Source organism: Paenibacillus sp. WC2504 (assembly GCF_052682475.1).
In genome coordinates, this window is record NZ_JBQZFH010000001.1 from 1,404,439 (window position 1) to 1,427,004 (window position 22,566).

Genomic DNA, 22,566 nt, shown 5'->3' on the forward strand with positions numbered 1-22,566 from the left:
CAATGAACATCGTAACCGAACATACAGATGAAATTACTCAAGTGAAGGTGCCGCTGCCTTTTCCACTTCGATGGGTGAACGCCTACCTGATTCGCGGCAGCAAAGGGTACACGGTCATGGATCCGGGGCTGCATACCCCGGATGCGGAAGCGCTCTGGCTGCAGGTGCTGCAGGAGCGCGGGATCGGCTTCGAGCACGTCGAGCAGATCGTGCTCACCCACCACCATCCCGATCACTACGGGATGGCGGGTTGGTTCCAGGAGCGCACGGGCGCACCGGTTCTCCTCTCGGAGACCGGTTATGCACAAGTGCAGCTCCTGTGGGGGCCGGAGCAACCGATGTCGGCGCGGCTGCTGGATCTTTTTGCCCGGCACGGCTTCCCGGAAGCCGGGCTGGCGGAGATGACGAAGCACATGGTGAGCTTCGTCGATTTGGTTTCCCCGCAGCCGCAGGTTACGCTGCTGCGTGAAGGCCCTGTGCGCCTCGGGGACCGCGTGTACGAAGCCATGGAGACCCCCGGCCATGCCGCGGGTCACTTGGTCTTCTACGACGCTGAGGCGGAGGTGATCTTTTGCGGCGACCACGTCCTGCCGCAAATATCGCCGAACGTTTCCTTCCTCCCGCAGGTGGAAGAGAACCCGCTCGGCGAGTACTTGCGCAGCCTGCAGGAGATCGGCAGGCTGCCGGTCAAGATGGCTTACCCGGGGCACCGGGAGCCTTGGTCCGGCTTTGGCGCACGCACCGAAGAGCTGGTGCGCCATCATCATGAGCGGCTTGCGCTCATGGAGGGTCAGCTAAGCGCGCCGCTTAGCGCTTATGAGGTGTGCCGCGCGACCTTCGGCGACCGGCTTAGCGTGCATCAGATGAGGTTCGCGTTGTCGGAGACGATCGCTCACCTCATCTTGCTGGAGGCGGAGGGCCGCGTTCAGCAGGTCGATCCGGCCGCGGAGCTTGTGCACTACGTAGCAGCCACCCGCTAAATGAATAAAAGCACATTAACATCCTCATGTTGAGCGGATGTTGATGTGCTTTTTTGTCATTGGCGACGACCCTATCCCAAGTTGGAGGGAATTACGGTCCGCTATTTACTAGAGAAACAGTCACTTCGCGGTTTGGAGGGAACTACGTTCCTCTATTTTCTGGATTCTGGCTGAAATTCGGCAGTTTGAGACTAAATAACGCCCTGTAGTTCCTCTATCATTCAAAAATCGCTCATTTCCCGTAAATAGCGCCCTGTAGTTCCCTTAACCTACTGCTGACTCGTTCAAACAGCTCTCCGCCTTCAAATTTCTCGGCATCTCCGCGAGTTCGCATCTCGCGTCAATACGCCTTCATCTTCTCCGCCATCATTCCTCACCCTACTTCAAAGGTTTACTGTAAGTAGGAATATTATTATGCGCTAATCGGCCGCAGGCAGCAGCCACAATGCCGCAAACCATATCATCAATAAACGTATTGCATTTCCCCTCGGAATGATCGCTGTCCAGATCTTTAATGATCCCGATTTTCTCTTTGTCCAAGTAGCCGAAATTCGTAAGCGCAATCGTTCCATACATCAGCGGCACAGCGGTTGCGATACTTTCATCTACTCCGAAAAGCCCTTCGTCTTGCCCGACAATATGATTATACTGCGGATTGAATTCGCCGGCTTCGACGGCGGTGTCTATTTTGATCGCCAACTGCAGCGCATGGAAGGTCTGCTGTTTGCGCAGTACAGCGACAATGTGTTCTTCGCATAGGCTGCGCTCCATGTCAGGATTGTAGGGACGTTGAAGTTGATCCAAAATTTCCACCATATCTTCAAGCTGGACACCTCTCTCAGCCAGGAGAGCGAGATTGCGCTGCGAATAATCGACTTTTACATTCTCCGAAATGATAACACTTGCTGTTGAAGCGACAATCGCACAAATTCCTTTTGAAATAAACGATTTAGGACGTTTGGTCGGAAAGAAAAAGCGGAATTTACAATCCATGAAGCCGAAAAGGGAGGCTGCACCGCTGCCATACAAGCCACAGATTGACATGGCAATGGTTCGATGTACGTTGTAGGCAGGGTCTTTCATGCTTGCTAACAGCTCGGAGTCATGTTTAACCTTTTTTTGCAGCTCCATGAGTGTAGTCATGACATTGTAAGTTTCTGTTTTGCTTAAAACACCTAATAAAGTCGTGGTGATGGTCTCGTAAGGGATTTTTTTGATGCCCTTGATTTCCACGAGCAGGCGGGCAACTGCCTCTTCGATGACGGCTTGCGGATAGTGACTGAATACTTCATCCCGGAATTCGTTGAAAATGAGCGTTTTATCTTTGAGGAATGTTCTCATCTGTGCGCCTCCAGTTAGATCAAATCTGTCTATTTTTACAAGTATAGCATATCGCGTTAAGATGCCGAAAAGGCATGGATTCAGCAGAAAAAGGATGGAGGCTTTTTGGGACTAGTTTTTTGAGCATGTGGACAAAAAGTAGTTATAAATCGGACAAATCCCCGTATACATAATAATACGAAAAAGCAATGTACAGGCCATGCCGAAAAGGAAATCAGCGGCAGACGCTTCAGAAGAGGCTTCTGCGAAAACTCGAAGGAGGAAATAAGCAAATGAAACATCAACATTGGATTCGTTCAGCCGCTATCGCGGGGGTGATTGCCTTGCTGACCACAGGATGTTCGGTCCTGGGCACTGGGAAAAAAGCTGACATTGATGCACCTCCGACCACGGGTGCGGAAGCAGACGTTCAGACGACATCAGCTGCGGTCACGATCGATATGATCGACGATAATTCATCCCAAATGACGGTGTATGTGAAGGATGCCAAAGGCTTCGTCGCTCCGATTAGTCTGGGATTACCGAAATCGGTGTCGGTTGCGAAGACGACGCTTGAGTACATGGTGGATGGCGGTCCGGTCTCCAGTTTACTCCCATCCGGATTTCAGGCCTTGCTGCCAAAAGGAACGAAAGTCATCTCCTTAAATGTAACATCAGACAAACGCGCCATTGTCGATTTTTCAAAAGAGTTTCTCACGTATGATCAGCAAAACGAAAGAAAAATATTAGAAGCGATCACTTGGAATTTGACGAATTTCCCAACGGTAGAGAAAGTTCAACTCCGTGTTGAAGGTAAGGATCTCAAAGAGATGCCAAAAGGAAAGACGCCGCTTGATACTCCGCTAGCGCGTTCAATGGGGATTAACCTTGAGAAGGCAGAAGACGCGGAATTCGGGCAATCCACACCGGTCACGCTTTACTTCCTGAATCAAAACGATCAAAACTATAAATATTATGTACCTGTAACAAGGCTCGTCAAAAGAACGGATAATATAGCTAAAGCCGTTGTAGATCAGCTGATCAAAGGACCTGATCAGAAGAAAGGGCTGGCTAGCGTTCTGAACGCCGCAACGGAAGTGAAGAGCATTAACCCGGCGGATGCTTTGATCACGGTTGACTTCTCGAATAAGCTGCTGGGTGCTGACCAGAAAGCGCCTGAAGATGCTCTGAAGTCAGTTATTCTTTCGTTGACGGAGAATACAGGCTTTAAGCAAGTTCAGATCAAAGTAGATGGCGCAGTGAAATTTACATCTTCGGATAGCACTCAGAACTATACGAAGCCAGTAGCGAGACCTGCTCATATTAATCCGACCAAGTCATAATCAGCTTGCGTCGCTTCATAGACCTCTATGCAAGGAATCTTGCATAGAGGTTTTCGCATCCTTTTGATCAGCCGGGTATCATTGTTCTTGTTGAGGGTGCTTTTCTCCGGCTACTTTGTTACAATGGGGCGAGAGTATTCAGCTTCCCTTGGAAGCGACAGGAGGAGAACACGATTTATGCGAATTGGCGGAAGAACAAATGAAGAATTGCGCCCTATGAAAATAACCCCTCATTATATAAAACACGCTGAAGGCTCGGTGCTCATTGAGGTCGGGGATACAAAAGTGATTTGCACAGCAACGGTTGAAGAGCGTGTCCCGCCTTTTATGAAAGGACAAGGCAAAGGTTGGGTAACCGCGGAATATTCCATGCTCCCTCGCGCCACGCAAGTTAGAAATCAACGTGAAGCGGCCAAAGGCAAGCTTGGTGGGCGGACGATGGAAATTCAGCGTTTGATCGGCAGGGCGCTGCGTTCCGTCGTTAATTTAGAAGCTTTGGGCGAAAGATCCATCACCCTGGACTGTGATGTTATCCAAGCTGATGGAGGTACCCGGACCACTTCGATTACCGGTGCATTCGTAGCGATGGCGTTCGCGATCAACAAGCTGGCGACGGATAAAAACTTGGCGAAGTTTCCGATTAACGACTTTTTGGCTTCAGTTTCTGTTGGCGTTATCGGACAAACACCGCGTCTAGACCTCAACTATGAAGAGGATTCGCAGGCTAAAGTGGATATGAACGTTGTCATGACAGGGCAAGGTCAATTTGTAGAAATCCAAGGAACAGGCGAGGACTCTCCGTTTTCACGCAAGGAATTGGATGAACTGCTTGCGCTTGCAGAATCAGGGATTCATACGATGATTGAAGAGCAGTCTAAAGTGCTAGGCCCTATAGCGGATCGTATTCGGGGTGTACAACATGCGGCTACGAAGTAATATCGTTGTGATTGCAACCCGCAATGAGGGGAAAGTCAAGGAGTTTGAAAGTCTTTTTGGCCCAAAAGGGTACAAGGTCCGCAGTTTGGCCGATTATACGGATCTTCCGGAAATCGTCGAAAGCGGCAAGACGTTTGCGGAGAATGCACGAATCAAAGCACAGATAATTTCGGCGCATCTTCATGTTCCCGTCCTTGCTGACGACTCAGGCTTGTGCGTGAAGGCGCTCGGCGGTGATCCTGGTGTTTACTCCGCTAGATATGCCGGTGAGAACGCAACGGATGCAGCCAACAATCAGAAACTGCTTCAAGCTTTGAGCGAGTCCGCGCCGGCTGATGGGTTGCCAATGGAAGCGGGACATCCGAGATTTCTAAGCGAGGCTGCCTTTGTTTGTGCCCTTGCGCTTATCGATCCAGTGGCGAATGAAACCATTGAAGCCGAGGATTCTTGTCCGGGTTACATTATAGCGGAACAACGCGGCGAGAGTGGCTTCGGCTACGATCCACTGTTTTATATTCCTTCTCTGGGAAGAACGATGGCGGAGCTGACGGTGGAAGAGAAGAATGAAATTAGTCACCGCGCCAAAGCTTTACGATTATTCCTGGATAGGCTTCCTGATCAAAATGAATCCTAAAGAAAAGACCTGCTCCCACATTAACAGTGGACAGCAGGCCTTTTTATATTAACGAATAGATATTTTATAGTTTCGCAACCACATATCCACTTGTGCCAAATACGCGAACAGCTGAGGTCCCGTCATCAACTGGCCGAACCATGGGAGATCGAAGTCGTTCGTGTCGGAGCTGGCGAGTGCCCGTATTTTTTTTACATCAATGAAAGGCAGCAGCGGTGAGCCGGGGTCATCCAAAATTTCCAGCACCCATTTGCGAACAGCGGTTAAATAATTTGGGTTGTGCGTCTTTGGATAAGGGCTTTTCTTGCGGGTTAAGACGTCATCAGGCAGAACGCCTTTGAGTGCTTTTCGTAAAATGCCTTTTTCCCGGTCCCCGGATGTTTTGATTTCCCAAGGAATATTCCAGACATACTCCACAAGACGGTGATCGCAAAACGGAACACGCACCTCAAGCCCGACAGCCATGCTCATGCGGTCTTTGCGGTCGAGAAGAGTCGGCATGAATCGTGTGATGTTGAGGTAGGACATTTCCCGCATCCGGTTTTGCTGCTGCGTTTCTCCCGCTAACCGCGGTACTTCGCTTAAGGCCTGCTGATAACGATTGCTGACATATTCAACCGGCTTAATCCAATCAACTAAGTCAGGTGCCAGCAGATCGACCCGGTTAGGCAATTTCAGGGACCAAGGGAACGTATTGGCGGAGAGGGCTTCTTCGTTGTGGAACCAAGGATATCCGCCAAAGATTTCATCCGCAGCCTCGCCCGAAATGGCGACCGTAGCTTCCTTTTTGATTTCCCGGCAAAATAAATAAAGGGATCCGTCAACATCAGCCATCCCCGGCGTATCCCGGGCAAAAACGGCTGTTTTCAGGGATTCCACTAGTTCAGGCGTATCGAACTCAATATAATGGTGCTCAGTGCCAAGATGCTCTGTCATCCGCTTAATCCAAGGTGCATCGGAGTTTGGTTGAAAGAGATTGGCTTTGAAATGCTTATCATTATCTTTGTAATCGACAGAAAAAGTGTGCAGAGCGCCTTTTCCGCTTTCTTTGTAATGCTCCGCGGCAAGTGAAGTTAGGGCGCTGGAGTCAAGCCCTCCGGATAGCAGCGTACAGATCGGTACGTCGGAGACGAGCTGCCGCTGGGCCGTGTCGCTCAGCAGTTGTTGAACCTGAAGCGCCGTTGCTGCCACATCATCCGGATGAGGGTGGCTTTCCAGCTTCCAGTACGTTCTGATGGATAAGCCGTTGCGGTCAAAAATAGCGCATTGTCCCGGTTTCAGCTCCGACATATTGCGATAAATGCCATGTCCCGGTGTGCGTGCAGGACCTACTGCGAAGATTTCGGCCAACCCTTCCGCGCCAACTTCCGCTTGAAAGTCAGGATGAGCGAGGATCGCTTTTGGCTCAGAACCGAATAGAAGGACACTGTTCTGATGAGAATAAAAAAGCGGCTTTACGCCAAGCCGGTCTCTAACCAAATAGAGGGATTGCTCCTGGTCGTTCCATGCTGCGAAGGCGAAGATGCCATTCAGACGGTCTACACAAGCCCGCCCCCATTCAATGAAGGCAACAAGCAGCACCTCGGTATCGCAGGTTGTTCGAAAATGATGTCCGCGCAGTTCGAGCTCTTTCTTCAGCTCGGGGGCATTGTAAAGTTCGCCATTATATACGATCGTATAGGTGTAGTCTCCTTGTTTCCGGATCATGGGCTGAGCGCCGTTTTCCGGATCCATTACACTAAGACGTCGATGGCCTAGGGCACAGTGCTGTGAGATCCAGGTGCCAGAAGCATCCGGTCCACGCAAATGGAGCGTTTCCGTCATATTTTCTAGAATGGACGGGTACCCGGTCAAGTCTTTCCGCCAATCTATCCAACCCGTTATTCCGCACATAGACGTTCCTTCCTTTCTTTATGAAGAGAGCATGATGATAAAGGGTATGCAAATTGGGAATATATAATGTCTGTCCAAGAATAGCGAGAAATGTCATTGGATAGATTTTGTGTTTTAAATCCAAGCCTGTTATTATTAATGAATTATTATTACTAAACAGTAAAGGTGATGGCCATGAAAAAGAAACATTCCAAAGCACAAATCGATTATCTAGCCTCCAGGGAGCATTTTTTGCAAATTAGTAATCAAGCAGATAAACGGATTGCCGATTTGAAAGAGGCGGGCCAAGAAGTCGGACAGGCTGAACTGGAAGATATCATTGAACGTGTTGGCCTGCACCGTGCCTATAATGAACTGACACAAGCAGAGAATTTGCTCATTAATTGGACGCAAGTCGCTATTAAAACAGAGCCTGAATTTATTGCAAATCGGAGTAATTTCGAGGAACTCTATGAAAGAGTCAAAACAGATGCAGAAGCTAGAGGCGCTCTTCTAAATTTAGCCATGCGTTTAAATCTTGACCTTGCGTGACATTCTAAAGGGGTAGTGCCATTCTTTCTTCAGGAGGCGAATGCTCATGGATAGTCATTTCATTAGCAAGCTGCACGACAAGCAGAGGAAAGCCGCGAAGAATTTCAGGACACAAGGTGACGGTCAGCCAGGCAGTAACTTGCCTCACAAGAAGCACTAAAGTCTAATGGCATTAACAAGAGCCTGTAGAGATCACTCTACGGGCTCACCTTACTAGGAGGGAATTCATCATGGGCAAAAAAAGTATGAAACAAAAAGCGCAAAGCACGATCGATCATTCGAAACAGTCTTCACGCGTGCAGTCTAATTTGGATTCAACGGAGCCTGGTCATCATCAGCCGAATCGGCCTTCTGTGTAAGAACGGGAATTTTTTTGCGTGATAAAATAATGATTCAGAAAGCCGCAACCGTAGGTTGGCGGCTTTTTCTATGTAATTCTATGCAGATATGCTTTGTTCAACGATACACCTTATGGGAACTACAGGCCGCTATTCTAGCAAATTCAGCCCGTTTCCGCTTTTAGCGGAACTACAGGGCTTTAAGTGAGCGCCGAATCCCGTTTTCTTGAAGAAAACGGACAAATAGCGACCCACGGTTCCCCTCCGCACGAAAAAGTGGCTATTTCGATGAAATAGCGACCCACGGTTCCCCTCCGCACGAAAAAGTGGCTATTTCGATTAAATAGCGCCCTGTAGTTCCGTTGGGGAGGAATGAACCGTTGGAGAAGTTAACTTCTCCTAGACAGTTTAGCTTGTTTAGAGCCCCTTAGGAGCGAATTTTTGGGGTGGAGAACCTAGTCGCCGCTAAAAAATTCAGCGTTACTGTGACACTTGGCGGAGTTGGCATCTCATACTAACGTTAAGTTGTTCAACGATACATTTTAGAGGAACAACAGGCCGCTATTCTAGCAAATTCAGCCCTTTTCCGCTTTTAGCGGAACTACAGGGCCTTATTTGACCATCTAATCCCGTTTTCTCGAAGAAAACGGACAAATAGGGACCCACAGTTCCCCTCCGCATGAAAAAGTGGCTATTTTGATGAAATAGCGCCCTGTAGCTCCATTGGGGAGGAAAGAACCGTTGGAGAAGTTAACTTCTCCTCCGTATTTTAGTTTGTTAAGAGACACTCAAAGCGATGGCAGCAAATTTCATAGGGTGAGTGCTCGGCACAAATAAATGAGGGGTAAGCTTTGCTTACCTCAAAACAAAAAAAGATCGCGAATTCTCGCGATCTTCTCTCCTTGCAATACGTCCCAGGAGGGATTCGAACCCCCGACCGCACGCTTAGAAGGCGTGTGCTCTATCCAGCTGAGCTACTGAGACATGGACCTCTTCTTACCTAGCAGCGTGTAGCTGTTTGGCGAAGCAAGAGTTATATTATCATATCTTTTTGAGAGAAGTCAACACTTGTTTTAAAATTATTTTGCAATCACCCGAACAATCAAGTAAACTGTCACCAGCAGACCAAGATTTCTGAGGTGATCCACATAACCGAGTTGTCGATGAATAATGTTATTCTTTTTCCGAAAACAGAGCAATATTACGAAGAGGAACTTACCAAGTTTTTAAGAAACGAACAGTATAGTGATGCTCTTCAACTGCTAACATTTCTGCTTCAATTTCCAGCTGCCCAATCGGATAAGATCGAGCAGTGGGAAGCATTGCGGATTTGGTTGCAAACCATGTTTCCAGAAGAGTTATTCCCTATGCCGAGTCCATCGGAAGAGGATTTAGAGGAAGAAGAGGATTTATTAAGGCAATACATACATGAGAAGTCGTCAGATGATGGTGCATATGCCTTGAAGCTGCTGGACTTACTCAAAGAAGGTAATTTGGAACAGCAAGTAAGCAGTCTTGAACAATTGGGTTTTATCGATCAGCCCGTAATAGGATCGGCTATCAAGGAATGGCTTAGCGAAAAGCCTCGGCACCCGCACATCCAGTTCAAGGCGCTGCAGGCGCTTAAGCAAATGGGGGAGCAAGGATTCATTGAGTTTCCCAAAAACGGGAACAGGATTGCCGTCCAGATCGAGGAGACACCGCTATGCCCGGAGGATTTTCCATCCCAAATTCGTGATATGATTCGCAGAGTCGGGGATATTAGTGAAATAAGCCAGCCGGATTTTGTTTATTTTGCCAAACAAACTTGGCAGGAATTTTTGGCCTATGCCTATGGAACAGCCATCTATTCAGACTTGCTGAAAGCTGAAGAAGGAGCCGTTGACGTATGGGCATCCGCCTTGCACGCGATTTTGCAAGAACGATTATTCGGTTCTGTTAACAAAGAGGAATTGCTAGATAATTACGGGATTGTAGGATCGATGGCGCTGCAATGGAAGCGGGCGCATCTCGTGCTGCAGGCGTTTGTGAAGCAGTTTAACCCCGATCCGTTTTAGGGGCGAAAGGTCGCCTTGAAATGAATTTGTTATATGTTATAATAGAATGGTTATAATGAGCGTAACGTGAAAATATGTCATCGTACATTTTTGGAAGGGGAAAGCATAAAATGAAAGCAAGTTGGGAAAAAATAGAGAAGAACGTAGGCGTTCTTGAAGTGGAAGTTGGCGCAGAGCGCGTCGCAGATGCATTGGATAAAGCTTTCAAAAAAGTATCCGCGAAAGTAAATGTACCAGGTTTCCGTAAAGGGAAAGTGCCACGTTCAATCTTTGAAGCTAAATTTGGTGTAGAAAGCCTATACCAAGATGCACTAGACATCATTTTGCCAGAAGTTTACGTACAAGCGATTGAAGAGGTTAAAATCGAGCCTGTTGATCGTCCGGAAGTAGACGTAGAGCAATTCGGCAAAGGACAAGTTCTTAAATTCAAAGCGAAGGTTACTGTTAAACCAGAAGTAACACTTGGCGATTACAAAGGCATCGAAGTTGAAGCTGTAGATGCTAACGTAACGGACGAAGAACTGGACAGCGAGCTTTCCCGTCTGCAACAACGTCATGCTGAATTGGTTGTTCTTGAAGAAGGACAAGCAGCTAACGGCGATGTAGTTGTTCTTGATTTCGAAGGTTTCGTTGATGGCGAAGCATTCGAAGGTGGAAAAGCAGAGAAGTACTCCCTTGAGCTTGGCTCCAACTCCTTCATTCCAGGGTTCGAAGAGCAGCTTGTAGGACTTGGTAAAGGCGAAGAGAAAGATGTTAACGTTTCTTTCCCTGAGAACTACCACTCCGAAGATCTGAAAGGCAAAGCGGCTGTGTTTAAAGTGAAAATTCACGATATCAAACGCAAAAACTTGCCGGAACTTGATGATGAGTTCGCTAAAGATGTGAGCGAGTTCGACACGCTTGTTGAGTACAAAGAAGAATTGAAAAACCGTCTTCAAGAGCGCAAAACAAAAGATTCAGAAGCTGCTCTGGAAACAGCTGTTGTTGATAAGGCTGCGGCTAACGCTGATCTTGAAATTCCAGCATCCATGGTAGAAGCAGAACTTGATGTAATGGTGAAAGAATTCGAAAGACGTCTTCGCTCCCAAGGCATGACGCTTGAGATTTACTTCCAGTTCTCCGGTCAAAACGAGAGCGTGCTGAAAGATCAAATGAGAGAAGATGCTGAAAAGCGTGTTCGTAACAACCTTGTTCTTGAAGCCATTGCAGCTGCAGAAAACATCACAGTTTCCGACGAAGAAGTTGACGCGGAACTTGAGAAATATGCACCATCCTACCAAAAATCAACGGCAGAACTTCGTGAGCTGTTTGCTTCTAACGGCAGCCTAGAAGGTCTGAGCAATGATCTTGTGATTAGAAAAACGGTTGACTTCTTGCTTGAAAATAGCAAGCATGTTTCCGCAGCAGTATAAATAAGGTAAGTAAAGGCACGTACGTAAGCAACGTGCCTTTCTTTTACCCTATTTTAGCCCCAAACTGCCTACAAACATAAGAAATTCATTGAATACATAGCAGTCTTCTGAAAAAATGACTTTGCTGCTCAAACATGTTAAACTGTTACTGAATCCCAATTTGGAAAACATGGCTTTGGCCACAAAAGGAGTTGGTACAATGAGTCTTATTCCTATGGTTGTTGAACAAGAGGCACGTGGGGAACGTTCTTACGACATCTACTCGCGTCTACTTAAGGACCGCATTATTTTCATTGGGACTGCCATTGATGATGATGTGGCTAATTTGGTCATTGCCCAGCTGCTTTTTTTATCTGCTCAGGATCCCGAAAAGGATATCCACTTATATATCAACTCACCAGGTGGATCTGTAACAGCTGGAATGGGTATCTTCGATACCATGCAATTTATTAAACCGGATGTATCTACGATTTGTGTAGGTATGGCCGCTAGTATGGGTTCCTTGCTGTTAACAGCAGGCGCCAAAGGCAAGCGATACGCGCTGCCGAATGCTGAAGTTATGATACACCAACCGCTCGGCGGTGTAAGAGGTCAAGCGACCGATATTAAGATTCACGCGGATTGGATTATCAAAACGAAACAAAAACTCAACCAGATTTATGTGGATCGTACGGGACAGCCGCTTGAAAAGATCGAAAGAGACACCGACCGGGATAACTTTATGAGCGCTGAAGAAGCGAAAGCATACGGGTTAATCGACGAGGTTATCACTCGAAACGACTTGAAATAAAGGAGTGATCCCATGTTTAAATTTAACGATGAAAAAGGCCAACTCAAATGTTCCTTTTGTGGAAAATCCCAAGACCAAGTTCGCAAGCTTGTTGCAGGTCCGGGAGTTTACATTTGTGATGAATGTATAGAGCTTTGCACGGAGATTGTGGAAGAAGAACTAGGTCACGAGGAAGAACTGGATCTGAAGGATGTTCCGAAACCGAAGGAAATCCGCAACATTTTGGACCAGTACGTCATCGGCCAGGAACAAGCGAAGAAATCACTTGCGGTAGCGGTTTATAATCACTACAAACGTATCAATTCACAAAACAAACTGGAAGATGTTGAGCTTCAAAAAAGTAACATCGTTCTTCTAGGACCAACAGGAAGCGGTAAAACACTTCTTGCTCAAACGCTTGCCAAAATCTTGAATGTTCCTTTCGCTATCGCGGATGCAACTTCATTGACGGAAGCGGGTTATGTAGGGGAAGATGTTGAGAACATTTTGCTCAAACTGATTCAAGCTGCAGATTACGATGTGGAGAAAGCAGAACGCGGCATTATCTACATCGACGAGATTGATAAAGTAGCACGCAAATCCGAGAACCCGTCTATTACAAGAGACGTTTCTGGTGAAGGCGTTCAACAAGCTTTGCTCAAAATTCTCGAGGGTACGGTTGCATCGGTTCCTCCTCAAGGCGGACGCAAGCACCCGCATCAAGAGTTTATTCAAATCGACACAACCAACATTCTGTTTATTTGCGGCGGAGCTTTCGATGGCCTAGAGCAAATTATCAAACGCAGAATCGGTAAAAAAGTGATCGGCTTCAGCACAGACGGAGCTAAAGTAGATTTGAAACCAGGCGAGTATCTGTCCATGGTACTTCCAGAAGACCTGCTCAGATTCGGATTGATTCCGGAATTCGTAGGCCGTCTGCCGGTTATCTCTACCCTAGAGCCGCTGGATGAAGCAGCACTGGTTCGTATTCTTTCCGAGCCGAAAAATGCGCTCGTGAAGCAATACCAGAAGATGCTCGAAATGGATAACGTTTCACTCGAATTCGACGCAGAGGCGCTTGACGCCATTGCGAAAGAAGCGATTAAACGGAATACCGGAGCGCGCGGTCTGAGAGCCATCATCGAAAGCATTATGCTTGACGTGATGTTTGAAGTCCCTTCAAGAACCGATGTCTCTTCTTGTGTGGTCTCTAAGGAGACTGTTCAGAACAAGCTTACGCCTGTGCTGACAACGAAAGACGGTTCACAAGCGTCAGGCAAGAAAAAAGAAGAAAGTGCGTAACCCATAATTTCATTAACGAACACACAGCCTCCAATCCGGTTTCCTTATGCAGGAAATTGGAGCGGAGGATGTTTGGTGTCATGGGGAGAGAAACCATAATGTTCCATAGAAAAGATACGCGGCCCGTGCGAGTAGGCGATTTGACCATCGGCGGCAGCAATGAAGTCATCATGCAAAGCATGTGTACGACGAAAACAGCGGATGTAAAAGCCACTGTTGCTGAAATTCTTCGTCTGGAAGAAGCAGGCTGCCAATTGGTTCGCGTAACCGTGAACAATAAGGAAGCCGCTGAAGCGATTAAAGAAATTAAGAAACAGATCCATATTCCGCTAGTCTCCGATATCCATTTCGACCATCGTCTAGCGCTTGCTGCGATTGAGAACGGGATCGATAAAGTGCGGATTAACCCGGGCAATATCGGTCGCCGCGAGAAGGTTGAGGCCGTGGTTAAGGCTTGTAAAGAGCGCGGGATTCCAATCCGAATCGGTGTAAATGCAGGTTCGCTGGAGAACCATCTTCTGGAGAAGTATGGTTATCCAACGCCGGAAGCTATGGTGGAAAGTGCCTTATTTCATATCAACATTCTAGAAGAATTAGATTTTCATGATATTATCGTCTCCCTCAAAGCTTCGGATGTACCGATGGCGATTGCCGCTTATTCACTAGCTGCGAAAGCTTTTAACTACCCTCTCCATCTTGGTATCACGGAAGCGGGAACGCTCTTTACGGGCGCAGTGAAAAGCGCCGCGGGTATTGGAACGCTTCTCAACATGGGCATCGGGAACACGCTGCGTATTTCGCTTAGCGCGGATCCGGTTGAAGAGATTAAGGTGGCGCGTGAGCTTCTCAAAACGTTCGGATTAATTACGAACGCAGCAACGCTGGTATCCTGCCCGACTTGCGGACGTCTTGACATTGACTTGTTCTCGATTGCTAACGAGGTGGAGGACTATATTGCCAAGATTAAGGTGCCTATTAAAGTATCCGTCTTAGGCTGTGCCGTAAACGGTCCTGGAGAGGCTCGTGAGGCGGACATCGGGATTGCAGGCGCTCGTGGTGAAGGCATGCTGTTCCGTTATGGAGAAATGATCCGTAAGGTGCCGGAAGCCGAACTGCTCGATGAGTTGAAGAAAGAAATTGATATCATCGTCAAAGCCTATGAAGAAACAGGCGTCATTCCTGGTCGTAAGCACTAATTTTTATTTAACATAAGTAAAGCCGTTAAGAACCCTTGCAAGGGGATCTTAACGGCTTTTTGTTATTCAGCGCACGCATATTTGGGGCTCAAGAGAAGCATAATGAGAGAACTGGAAAGCTTGCTCAATTCGCGTAAGTTTTACTATGGATGAAGGAGAATGACCATGATTTTGTTGAAAAAGAACGCTGCAACACGTCGAATTTCCTTGGCAGTTACGATGGGGATTTCGCTGTTCCTGCTGCCCGTACATTCCGGCGCTGCTGATAGCCTGAACCCTAATCAGCCTGTTGCTGAATCAAAGACGAAAAAGGTGGCCATTGTCATTGATGACTTTGGCAACAATATGGACGGCACAACCGAAATGTTGAATTTGCCCATCCCTTTTACAGTAGCTGTGATGCCTTTTCTGCCCTCTACCAAGCAAGACGCTCAACTAGCACATGACAAAGGCCATGAGGTCATCCTGCACCTGCCTATGGAGCCGGTGCGAGGTAAGAAGAGTTGGCTTGGTCCGGGAGCCATTACAACGGACTTATCCAACGATGAGATTCATAAGCGGATCGTAGCGGCAATAGAGGATGTCCCTTATGCCATAGGGATCAATAATCATATGGGCTCTAAAGCGACAGCCGATGAAAGGGTCATGAATATTCTCGTTGATATCTGCAAAGAGAAAAATCTCATTTTATTGGACAGCCGCACGACACCGCATAGCTTGATCGGGAAGTTGGCGGGCCAGAAGGGCGTTCCATTTTCGGAAAATCAGCTGTTTTTTGACGACCTCTATACCTACAGCCACATTAGCAAGCAGATGGTAAAGTTCAAGAAATTTGTGAAAGACAGAGAGCTGGTTATTGCAATTGGGCATGTAGGCCCTCCAGGCAAGAAAACAGCTCAAGTCATCAAAGAGGCTATTCCAACGATTCAAAAGGAAGCAACCTTCGTTCCTCTTTCGCAAACGGTGAATCTTAACGCGAGATAGTAGAATTATTAACCATCCCAAAGTATTCATCTACAGCCCGGGCAACGGCATCTGCGAGTTTGGCTTGATGGTGAGAGCTGCTCAGCAACTTACGGTCGGATTTATTCGAAATAAAGCCGAACTCCACGATCACAGCCGGATATTTGGTATTTCGGAGCACATAATATTTTTTTCCGAGAATAGGCAATTCCTTTGAGCCGTACACACGATTAAGTGAGTTTTGCAGCAGATTGGCAAACAGGATACTTTCTGATCGATTTTGGTGAAAAACAAGAGGCCCTCGTCGATCTGGTTTACCCGACCAGTTAATATGCATGCTGAGCATCATTTTAGGCTTAATCGTGTTGGCTATTCCGGATCGCTGTGCTAAATCTTTGCGGTGTCTTCCTCCAAAGGACCATTTATTATCTTGGCTCAAGGCATAATCATCGGTTCGGTTGATAATGACACGGTAGCCTTTTTTCTGAAGTAGTTTGTACGTCTTTTTAGAGATTGCTAAATTCATATCTTTTTCTTGGTATTTGCCGTATCTAGCTCCGGAATCAACGCCGCCATGGCCTACATCAATAATGATATCGGCATAAGGGAGCAGAGGATTTCCTGCAAAAGCATAAGCATCAGAGCCTGCTGCTGCGAGGAGGAAAAGAAAAAGTAGGACGATCGTCAATAAGCGCTTCAAAATGCCACATCCTTTTGCATGAAAGGTCATCTCTTATCCTTCTTCATAAAGGGAGCTTACATACGTCATTCAAAAGTTTGCATGGATTGGATTAACCTTCTTTTACACGGGAATAATGGAAGTTATCGCTAAGGTTTACGAACGTTTTGCTAAAGCAAAAGCAAAGGCGAACTTATGGATGCTATTTTGCATGAGGCAAAACTCTAAGGAGGTAAAACAAATGAGTCTAAGTATTATTTTAATGGTAATTCAAGTGTTTTTTGCGGTTGTTATCGGGCTGTATTTCTGGAATTTACTGCGTAACCAACAGACGAATCGTACTGCTGTCGATAGAGAATCCAGAAAAGAATTGGAGAAGCTCAGAAAGCTTAGATCCATTTCACTGACAAAGCCGTTATCGGAGAAAACCAGACCTTCCTCCATGCAGGATATTGTTGGCCAAGTGGAAGGCTTGAAGGCTTTGAAAGCTGCTCTGTGCGGTGCTAACCCACAGCATGTTCTCATTTATGGCCCTCCGGGTGTTGGTAAAACCGCTGCTGCCCGCGTCGTTTTGGAGGAAGCGAAGAAAAATCAAGAATCTCCATTCCGCGCGGATTCTAAGTTCACGGAGATTGATGCGACAACAGCTCGCTTCGATGAGAGAGGGATCGCCGATCCCTTAATCGGTTCTGTTCACGATCCCATTTATCAAGGTGCAGGTGCAATGGGCGTTGCGGGAATTCCGCAGCCAAAGCCAGGCGCTGTGACCAAGGCGCATGGGGGCATTCTGTTCATCGATGAAATCGGTGAATTGCACCCAACGCAAATGAACAAATTATTAAAGGTGCTGGAAGACCGTAAAGTATTTCTTGAGAGCGCGTATTACAGCTCGGAAGATACGAATATTCCAGGTTATATCCATGATATATTTCAAAATGGCCTTCCTGCGGATTTCCGTTTAGTTGGGGCTACGACCCGTACGCCAAGCGAAATTCCACCGGCTATTCGGTCACGGTGTCTGGAAATCTTTTTCCGCCCTCTTTTACCGGAAGAAGTCGGAGAGATCGCACGCAAAGCTTTGGATAAGATCGGCTTTAAGAAATGTGAAGCTGCCGTCGGGGTTGTCATGAAGTATGCAACGAACGGTAGGGAAGCTGTGAACGTTATTCAACTTGCAGCCGGTATTGCTTTGTCGGATAAAAGAGATGAAATTACGGCTTCCGACATAGAATGGGTTGTAAATTCATCACAAATTCCTCCCAGACCTGAACGCAAAATACCTGCACAACCGCAAGTTGGATTTGTTAACGGGTTAGCTGTTTATGGTCCTAATTTAGGTACCTTGCTTGAGATTGAAGTATCAGCTATTCCGATCACTGTCGCAGGTACAGGGAAATTCAACATCACAGGTGTGGTGGATGAAGAAGAAATGGGAGGAGGATCAAGGACGATTCGCCGAAAAAGCATGGCTCGCGGCTCTGTAGAAAACGTGCTGACAGTCCTTCGCAAACTCGGATTTAACACCTCCGATTATGATCTGCATATTAATTTCCCCGGTGGTGTGCCGATTGACGGGCCTTCTGCCGGTATTTCAATGGCAACAGCTATCGCATCTGCGATACACAGGATTCCAGTCGATAACAAACTGGCCATGACGGGTGAAATGAGCATACATGGGAAAGTCAAACCGGTAGGCGGCGTAGTCGCGAAAGTGGAGGCAGCATTCCAAGCTGGAGCAACCAAAGTCATCATCCCGAAGGAAAATTGGCAGGAGATGTTTGCAGATTTGCCAGGCGTAGAGGTCATTGCTGCGGAATCCATTGAGGAAGTTTTGAGTGCTGCGCTGGGAATTGAGCTTCATGACAATGTCATTCCTATGCCTTTTGCCGCAGAAAGAACAATTGCTTCATCGACTTTGCCGATTCTGCATGCGAATTCACAGCATACGATTGATTCCTAAATTCAGCTGCAATTACCTTACATGCCGCGTTAGGTGCCAATTGGTGTTTTCTGTGCAGTTTTGATAAAATGTAAAGGGCAACGGATGAATACAATAATGAGAGACTTTGAGCAGGGCTCAAAGCTCCCTATATATGGAGGTGCAGAGGATGGGACCCGGAAAAATCAAGGTGCGCAGATTGCCGCTATTGCCTCTAAGGGGACTGCTGGTTTATCCGAGCATGGTTCTACATCTGGATGTAGGGCGGGAAAAGTCGGTTAAAGCATTAGAGCGGGCAATGGTGGATGACAGCATGATACTCCTCTGCTCTCAATCTGAGATCAACATTGAAGAGCCTTCCAAAGAAGATATTTATCGCATCGGGACAATTGCTAAGGTGCGGCAAATGCTGAAACTGCCGAATGGAACGATTCGTGTCTTAGTAGAAGGCGTGTTGCGTGCTGAGATTGTAGAGTACCTCGTGAATGATGAATACTACGAAGTGACAGCCAGAGAGCTGCCTGAGCAAGAAATAACGGATCCAGAGATTGATGCGCTGATGCGTACCGTCCTGAATCAATTCGAGCATTATATCAATTTATCCAAAAAGGTGACGCCAGAGACGCTCGCAGCTGTATCTGATATCGATGAGCCAGGCCGTTTAGCTGATGTCATCTGCAGTCATTTGTCGCTCAAAATCAAGGATAAGCAAGACATTCTGGAGACCGTGGATGTGCGCGAGCGGCTTGAGAAAATGCTGAATATTCTCAATAATGAGCGAGAAGTGCTTGAACTGGAGCGCAAAATCAGTCAACGCGTCAAAAAGCAAATGGAAAAAACGCAGAAGGAATATTACCTTCGCGAGCAGATGAAAGCGATCCAGAAGGAACTTGGCGATAAGGAAGGCCGCGCAGGCGAAGTTGATGAGCTGCGGAGCCAATTGGCGGAAGCTGAGCTGCCTGACAAGGTGCGCGAGAAGGTTGAGAAAGAAATCGACCGTCTGGAGAAAATGCCGGCAACCTCTGCAGAGGGTGGCGTCATTCGCAACTACATTGATTGGCTGCTCGGACTGCCTTGGTCCAAATCGACTGTAGATGATCTTGATTTGAGCACCGCCGAAGACATCCTCAATGAGGATCATTTCGGACTTGAGAAACCGAAAGAACGCGTGCTGGAGTACTTAGCTGTGCAGAAGCTGGTCAAGAAGCTGAAAGGTCCTATTCTATGTCTGGTCGGTCCGCCAGGGGTTGGTAAAACGTCCATCGCCCGCTCTATCGCAAGATCAATGGGCAGACAGTTTATCCGCATCTCGCTCGGCGGTGTCAGGGATGAAGCTGAGATCCGCGGCCATCGCCGCACGTATGTTGGAGCTATGCCCGGCAGGATCATTCAAGGGATGAAAAATGCCGGAGCCAATAATCCCGTTTTCTTATTAGACGAAATCGATAAAATGGCCATGGATTTCCGCGGTGATCCTGCATCGGCGCTGCTGGAAGTCCTGGATCCCGAGCAAAACAGCACTTTTAGTGATCATTTCATTGAAGTTCCGTTCGACTTGTCCAACGTCATGTTCGTCACAACCGCTAATGCCGTTCACAATATTCCGCGTCCTTTATTAGATCGGATGGAGGTTCTGTACATCCCGGGCTATACGGAAATTGAGAAAATGCAGATAGCCAAGAAATATTTGCTGCCGAAGCAAAAGCGAGATCATGGATTAGAGGAAGATCAACTTGTCGTTGATGACGCAGCGTTGATGAAAATCGTCCGTGATTACACACGAGAGGCCGGCGTTCGTAATTTAGAGCAGCAAGTTGCCGGGATGAACCGTAAGGCAGCCAAGAAAATCGTGTCCGACCCATCCACACCGGTGCATGTAACGGAAGAGAACCTGAAGGACTACTTGGGTCCTGTTAAGTTCCGGTACAATGTAGCGGAAGAGAAGGATCAGATCGGAGCGGTCACAGGGCTTGCATGGACGGAAGTCGGTGGAGATACGCTGGTCATTGAAGTGACCGTGATGCAGGGTACAGGCAAGCTGACGCTGACAGGTAAGCTCGGAGATGTCATGAAGGAGTCCGCACAAGCGGCGTTCAGCTATACGCGAACACGCGCTGATGTGCTTGGGATTGCTCCTGACTTCCACGAGAAGAATGACATCCATATCCACATCCCGGAGGGTGCGATACCCAAAGATGGCCCTTCCGCGGGGATAACGATGGCAACCGCCTTGATCTCGGCTTTGACGAATATCCCGGTTTCCCGCTCAGTGGCGATGACAGGTGAAATTACACTTCGCGGCCGCGTACTGCCAATCGGAGGACTGAAAGAAAAGGCACTTGCTGCGCATCGTGCTGGTATTCGTACCATTCTGCTGCCTCAGGATAATGAGAAAGATATCGTCGAAATTCCAGAAAGTGTCCGCGATGAGATGACCTTTATACCGGTCAGCCATATGGATCAAGTGCTCGAACATGCACTTGTGAAGAATAGACCGCCAGCTCACGTCGGATAACCATAGAAAGTAGTTGAACATTTTGAAAGTCAATCAAGCTGAGTTTGTTATCAGTGCGGTTGGACCTAGCCAATATCCTGAGGATGCCTTGCCGGAGATTGCTCTGGCAGGGCGTTCTAATGTCGGGAAATCCTCGCTCATTAACTGCTTGATCTCCCGCAAGAACTTGGCCAGGACCAGCTCCCAACCGGGCAAAACCCAAACACTGAACTATTATAAAGTGAATCAGGACTTATATTTTGTTGATCTTCCGGGTTACGGCTACGCGAAAGTATCCAAAACAAAAAGAGAGCAATGGGGAAAGTTCATTGAGAATTATTTATTGAACCGTGAAACGTTGCGACTTGTTATGCAGTTGGTAGATTTAAGACATCCGCCGTCCAAGGATGATCAAGCGATGTATGAATGGTTAAGACATAACGATGTGCCTGTTCTCGTGGTTGCAACGAAGGCAGATAAGATTCCCAAAAGCCAATGGGCCAAACATCTCAAAATCGTGAGAGAAACATTGGGAATGGATAAAGGCGTTCAGCCGCTGATGTTCTCTTCAGAGCTCACGCTCGGGAAGGACGAGCTGTGGGGGATCCTGGAGCAAGCTATTGCTTATGGAGAGCCGGAAGCAGAAGCAGCTGAAGCCTCGGCTGGAACGATTGAAACAAACGAAGAAGCAAGCCAGCGAGAACCGTCCTGATTCTAAGGGCGGTTTTTGCGTATAGTTGAGCAAGATGCCAAAAGAGAGAGGAAATCAAGAAGAAGTACACAGGAAAGTGAGGTTTTCTAGGGAAAATTTACTGGCATTCCGTATTTCCTTGGTTTTTTCAGAATATTTGGCGGATTATCATGAAATGCACGCAGGAATATTAATGCCGCTTGTAGTATAATAATAAACAAGGTAATTGTTCATTGCTTGAAAACAAAGAATCGAGGGATTTTTATGGCACAAAGGTTAGCGACTGAATATGTCAAGACCTGCCTCCAGTTAACAGAAGCCGAGATGTTCAGGTTTTTTCAAATGTTCGTGGACCATCAAGTGACTTTGCAAGTGAAGGTTTTGGAAAATGGCAATCAAGAGGTTGTTTTTCAAGACGGTGCAGGTCAAGAAATCGTCCTTTCATTTGAGAAGAAATCGGGCCTATATGAATGTACAGGATCCTGCAGATTAAGTAATACTTTACTGGCTAATTTAATGCGAAAAGCTGTATCAGAGTTTAAAGGAAGCGCAACGGTAAACCGAATTTATTCCAGTTATACCATGGTATACTACTATGAACGCGGCACGGTTGTGAAGATTGAAGAAGTTAAAGGGCAGTTGATAACTGTCATTTATGAGTTCCGAGATACCATTGGCCTCATGCAGGAAATGTTCCAAAAGAGAGAAGTCGAACAAGAGATCGAAATGATCTACGACCAAATTAACCATCTTCTCGACTTGCGCAATATGGTGCAGGATCAAGGAGAACATCAGCAGATCGACACTCGCCTCAATGAGCTCACACATCGTTTGTTTATTTTGGAGGCTTAACAACCACATATACATGCAAATGGAAGACCCGATTAAGGGTCTTTTTTGTGTCCAAATTACGACTTTTTGAGTCGAATGAACAAGTTAAACGCCTTCTACATAGATTAGTTATTGCGTGTTCAGATGAGAAGGGCTTTGGCAAAAAAAACTATTGCATTTCTCGTCGATAGATGTTATTTTTATTCTCGTTGAAACAATATAGGAACCAGGATTCACTCAGGACATTGAATGTTGCGA

At 47.0% G+C, this 22,566-nt stretch carries 21 protein-coding genes and 1 tRNA gene; 18 read left to right on the forward strand and 4 right to left on the reverse strand.

The features are described from left to right. The first annotated feature begins 2 nt into the window (after positions 1 to 2). On the forward strand, positions 3 to 980 hold the full coding sequence (locus tag ACUN27_RS06385; RefSeq protein ID WP_326063077.1) for an MBL fold metallo-hydrolase: 978 nt from the start codon (positions 3 to 5) through the stop codon (positions 978 to 980). A 378-nt stretch (positions 981 to 1,358) separates the two neighbouring features. Here the strand turns inward: ACUN27_RS06385 and ACUN27_RS06390 are convergent, their stop codons facing one another. Next, a complete protein-coding gene (locus ACUN27_RS06390; RefSeq protein WP_157319246.1) occupies positions 1,359 to 2,321 on the reverse strand; it encodes a phosphatidylglycerophosphatase A family protein in 963 nt (320 codons plus the stop codon). Positions 2,322 to 2,593: 272 nt separating this feature from the next. Between ACUN27_RS06390 and ACUN27_RS06395 the strand changes: the two genes are divergently transcribed. From ACUN27_RS06395 to ACUN27_RS06405, 3 genes are all read left to right on the forward strand, one after another. Then, positions 2,594 to 3,643, forward strand: a complete 1,050-nt coding sequence (locus ACUN27_RS06395; RefSeq protein ID WP_315953649.1) for a GerMN domain-containing protein — start codon at positions 2,594 to 2,596, stop codon at positions 3,641 to 3,643. A gap of 177 nt (positions 3,644 to 3,820) precedes the next feature. Then, entirely contained in the window at positions 3,821 to 4,579 is a 759-nt protein-coding gene (gene rph, locus ACUN27_RS06400) for a ribonuclease PH (RefSeq protein WP_157319244.1), read from the forward strand. Next, on the forward strand, positions 4,563 to 5,213 hold the full coding sequence (locus ACUN27_RS06405) for an XTP/dITP diphosphatase (RefSeq protein ID WP_315953648.1): 651 nt from the start codon (positions 4,563 to 4,565) through the stop codon (positions 5,211 to 5,213). The genes rph and ACUN27_RS06405 overlap by 17 nt, the downstream gene beginning before the upstream one ends. A 48-nt stretch (positions 5,214 to 5,261) precedes the next feature. Here ACUN27_RS06405 and asnB read toward each other — a convergent pair whose 3' ends face one another. Then, positions 5,262 to 7,106, reverse strand: a complete 1,845-nt coding sequence (asnB, locus tag ACUN27_RS06410) for an asparagine synthase (glutamine-hydrolyzing) (RefSeq protein ID WP_315953647.1) — start codon at positions 7,104 to 7,106, stop codon at positions 5,262 to 5,264. 174 nt (positions 7,107 to 7,280) lie between these two features. On the opposite strand from asnB, the gene ACUN27_RS06415 reads away from it, so the two are divergent. The 3 genes from ACUN27_RS06415 to ACUN27_RS06425 all read left to right on the forward strand — a co-directional run bounded on the left by ACUN27_RS06415 (position 7,281) and on the right by ACUN27_RS06425 (position 7,996). Further along, positions 7,281 to 7,637 (forward strand): hypothetical protein, encoded by a 357-nt coding sequence (locus tag ACUN27_RS06415; RefSeq protein WP_315953646.1) that lies wholly within the window; start codon positions 7,281 to 7,283, stop codon positions 7,635 to 7,637. A gap of 46 nt (positions 7,638 to 7,683) precedes the next feature. Then, complete coding sequence (locus ACUN27_RS06420; protein ID WP_082562468.1) at positions 7,684 to 7,797, forward strand: DUF4023 family protein; 114 nt, start codon at positions 7,684 to 7,686, stop codon at positions 7,795 to 7,797. 70 nt (positions 7,798 to 7,867) lie between these two features. Further along, a complete protein-coding gene (locus tag ACUN27_RS06425) occupies positions 7,868 to 7,996 on the forward strand; it encodes a hypothetical protein (RefSeq protein ID WP_258567559.1) in 129 nt (42 codons plus the stop codon). A gap of 889 nt (positions 7,997 to 8,885) precedes the next feature. Here the strand turns inward: ACUN27_RS06425 and ACUN27_RS06430 are convergent. Further along, positions 8,886 to 8,959: transfer RNA gene (locus tag ACUN27_RS06430), tRNA-Arg, on the reverse strand. 179 nt (positions 8,960 to 9,138) lie between these two features. Between ACUN27_RS06430 and ACUN27_RS06435 the strand changes: the two genes are divergently transcribed. The 6 genes from ACUN27_RS06435 to ACUN27_RS06460 all read left to right on the forward strand — a co-directional run bounded on the left by ACUN27_RS06435 (position 9,139) and on the right by ACUN27_RS06460 (position 15,695). Beyond that, positions 9,139 to 10,032, forward strand: coding sequence for a hypothetical protein (locus ACUN27_RS06435; RefSeq protein WP_315953645.1), 894 nt, complete (start codon positions 9,139 to 9,141; stop codon positions 10,030 to 10,032). 110 nt (positions 10,033 to 10,142) lie between these two features. Then, a complete protein-coding gene (tig, locus tag ACUN27_RS06440) occupies positions 10,143 to 11,444 on the forward strand; it encodes a trigger factor (RefSeq protein WP_315953644.1) in 1,302 nt (433 codons plus the stop codon). A gap of 199 nt (positions 11,445 to 11,643) precedes the next feature. After that, a complete protein-coding gene (clpP, locus tag ACUN27_RS06445; protein WP_127455273.1) occupies positions 11,644 to 12,234 on the forward strand; it encodes an ATP-dependent Clp endopeptidase proteolytic subunit ClpP in 591 nt (196 codons plus the stop codon). A 12-nt stretch (positions 12,235 to 12,246) separates the two neighbouring features. Further along, the gene (gene clpX, locus ACUN27_RS06450; RefSeq protein WP_127455274.1) at positions 12,247 to 13,515 is read left to right on the forward strand and encodes an ATP-dependent protease ATP-binding subunit ClpX; all 1,269 of its coding nucleotides are present in this window, start codon (positions 12,247 to 12,249) and stop codon (positions 13,513 to 13,515) included. 98 nt (positions 13,516 to 13,613) lie between these two features. Continuing rightward, complete coding sequence (gene ispG / locus ACUN27_RS06455) at positions 13,614 to 14,711, forward strand: flavodoxin-dependent (E)-4-hydroxy-3-methylbut-2-enyl-diphosphate synthase (RefSeq protein ID WP_315953643.1); 1,098 nt, start codon at positions 13,614 to 13,616, stop codon at positions 14,709 to 14,711. A gap of 165 nt (positions 14,712 to 14,876) precedes the next feature. Next, positions 14,877 to 15,695: a divergent polysaccharide deacetylase family protein gene (locus tag ACUN27_RS06460; protein ID WP_418936949.1), complete on the forward strand. Its 819-nt coding sequence runs from the start codon at positions 14,877 to 14,879 to the stop codon at positions 15,693 to 15,695. On the opposite strand, the gene ACUN27_RS06465 is transcribed toward ACUN27_RS06460, so the two are convergent. Beyond that, positions 15,682 to 16,374 (reverse strand): N-acetylmuramoyl-L-alanine amidase family protein, encoded by a 693-nt coding sequence (locus tag ACUN27_RS06465; RefSeq protein ID WP_326063075.1) that lies wholly within the window; start codon positions 16,372 to 16,374, stop codon positions 15,682 to 15,684. The two genes, ACUN27_RS06460 and ACUN27_RS06465, sit on opposite strands and share 14 nt — an antisense overlap. Positions 16,375 to 16,594: 220 nt before the next feature. Here ACUN27_RS06465 and lonB point away from each other — a divergent pair, with 220 nt between their 5' ends. The 5 genes from lonB (at position 16,595) to ACUN27_RS06490 (ending at position 22,329) form a co-directional block, all read left to right on the forward strand. Then, positions 16,595 to 18,313 (forward strand): ATP-dependent protease LonB, encoded by a 1,719-nt coding sequence (gene lonB, locus ACUN27_RS06470; protein ID WP_326063074.1) that lies wholly within the window; start codon positions 16,595 to 16,597, stop codon positions 18,311 to 18,313. A gap of 148 nt (positions 18,314 to 18,461) precedes the next feature. Next, complete coding sequence (gene lon, locus ACUN27_RS06475; protein WP_315953639.1) at positions 18,462 to 20,807, forward strand: endopeptidase La; 2,346 nt, start codon at positions 18,462 to 18,464, stop codon at positions 20,805 to 20,807. A 22-nt stretch (positions 20,808 to 20,829) separates the two neighbouring features. Next, positions 20,830 to 21,498, forward strand: coding sequence for a ribosome biogenesis GTP-binding protein YihA/YsxC (yihA, locus tag ACUN27_RS06480; protein WP_315953638.1), 669 nt, complete (start codon positions 20,830 to 20,832; stop codon positions 21,496 to 21,498). Positions 21,499 to 21,532: 34 nt separating this feature from the next. Next, entirely contained in the window at positions 21,533 to 21,688 is a 156-nt protein-coding gene (locus tag ACUN27_RS06485) for a hypothetical protein (protein WP_315953637.1), read from the forward strand. A 53-nt stretch (positions 21,689 to 21,741) separates the two neighbouring features. Further along, the gene (locus ACUN27_RS06490; RefSeq protein WP_127455281.1) at positions 21,742 to 22,329 is read left to right on the forward strand and encodes a non-ribosomal peptide synthetase module; all 588 of its coding nucleotides are present in this window, start codon (positions 21,742 to 21,744) and stop codon (positions 22,327 to 22,329) included. The last annotated feature ends 237 nt before the right edge of the window (positions 22,330 to 22,566 follow it).

Excerpts from the sequence above, each read along its gene's own strand:
- ispG (WP_315953643.1), top strand. The coding sequence starts at position 13,614 with ATGTTCCATAGAAAAGATACGCGGCCCGTGCGAGTAGGCGATTTGACC.
- lonB (WP_326063074.1), top strand. The coding sequence starts at position 16,595 with ATGAGTCTAAGTATTATTTTAATGGTAATTCAAGTGTTTTTTGCGGTT.
- ACUN27_RS06490 (WP_127455281.1), top strand. The coding sequence starts at position 21,742 with ATGGCACAAAGGTTAGCGACTGAATATGTCAAGACCTGCCTCCAGTTA.
- rph (WP_157319244.1), top strand. The coding sequence starts at position 3,821 with ATGCGAATTGGCGGAAGAACAAATGAAGAATTGCGCCCTATGAAAATA.
- ACUN27_RS06385 (WP_326063077.1), top strand. The coding sequence starts at position 3 with ATGAACATCGTAACCGAACATACAGATGAAATTACTCAAGTGAAGGTG.
- ACUN27_RS06395 (WP_315953649.1), top strand. The coding sequence starts at position 2,594 with ATGAAACATCAACATTGGATTCGTTCAGCCGCTATCGCGGGGGTGATT.
- ACUN27_RS06425 (WP_258567559.1), top strand. The coding sequence starts at position 7,868 with ATGGGCAAAAAAAGTATGAAACAAAAAGCGCAAAGCACGATCGATCAT.
- ACUN27_RS06415 (WP_315953646.1), top strand. The coding sequence starts at position 7,281 with ATGAAAAAGAAACATTCCAAAGCACAAATCGATTATCTAGCCTCCAGG.
- asnB (WP_315953647.1), bottom strand. The coding sequence starts at position 7,106 with ATGTGCGGAATAACGGGTTGGATAGATTGGCGGAAAGACTTGACCGGG.
- ACUN27_RS06405 (WP_315953648.1), top strand. The coding sequence starts at position 4,563 with ATGCGGCTACGAAGTAATATCGTTGTGATTGCAACCCGCAATGAGGGG.
- ACUN27_RS06420 (WP_082562468.1), top strand. The coding sequence starts at position 7,684 with ATGGATAGTCATTTCATTAGCAAGCTGCACGACAAGCAGAGGAAAGCC.
- clpP (WP_127455273.1), top strand. The coding sequence starts at position 11,644 with ATGAGTCTTATTCCTATGGTTGTTGAACAAGAGGCACGTGGGGAACGT.
- tig (WP_315953644.1), top strand. The coding sequence starts at position 10,143 with ATGAAAGCAAGTTGGGAAAAAATAGAGAAGAACGTAGGCGTTCTTGAA.
- ACUN27_RS06435 (WP_315953645.1), top strand. The coding sequence starts at position 9,139 with ATGAATAATGTTATTCTTTTTCCGAAAACAGAGCAATATTACGAAGAG.
- clpX (WP_127455274.1), top strand. The coding sequence starts at position 12,247 with ATGTTTAAATTTAACGATGAAAAAGGCCAACTCAAATGTTCCTTTTGT.
- ACUN27_RS06485 (WP_315953637.1), top strand. The coding sequence starts at position 21,533 with ATGCCAAAAGAGAGAGGAAATCAAGAAGAAGTACACAGGAAAGTGAGG.
- lon (WP_315953639.1), top strand. The coding sequence starts at position 18,462 with ATGGGACCCGGAAAAATCAAGGTGCGCAGATTGCCGCTATTGCCTCTA.
- ACUN27_RS06390 (WP_157319246.1), bottom strand. The coding sequence starts at position 2,321 with ATGAGAACATTCCTCAAAGATAAAACGCTCATTTTCAACGAATTCCGG.
- ACUN27_RS06460 (WP_418936949.1), top strand. The coding sequence starts at position 14,877 with ATGATTTTGTTGAAAAAGAACGCTGCAACACGTCGAATTTCCTTGGCA.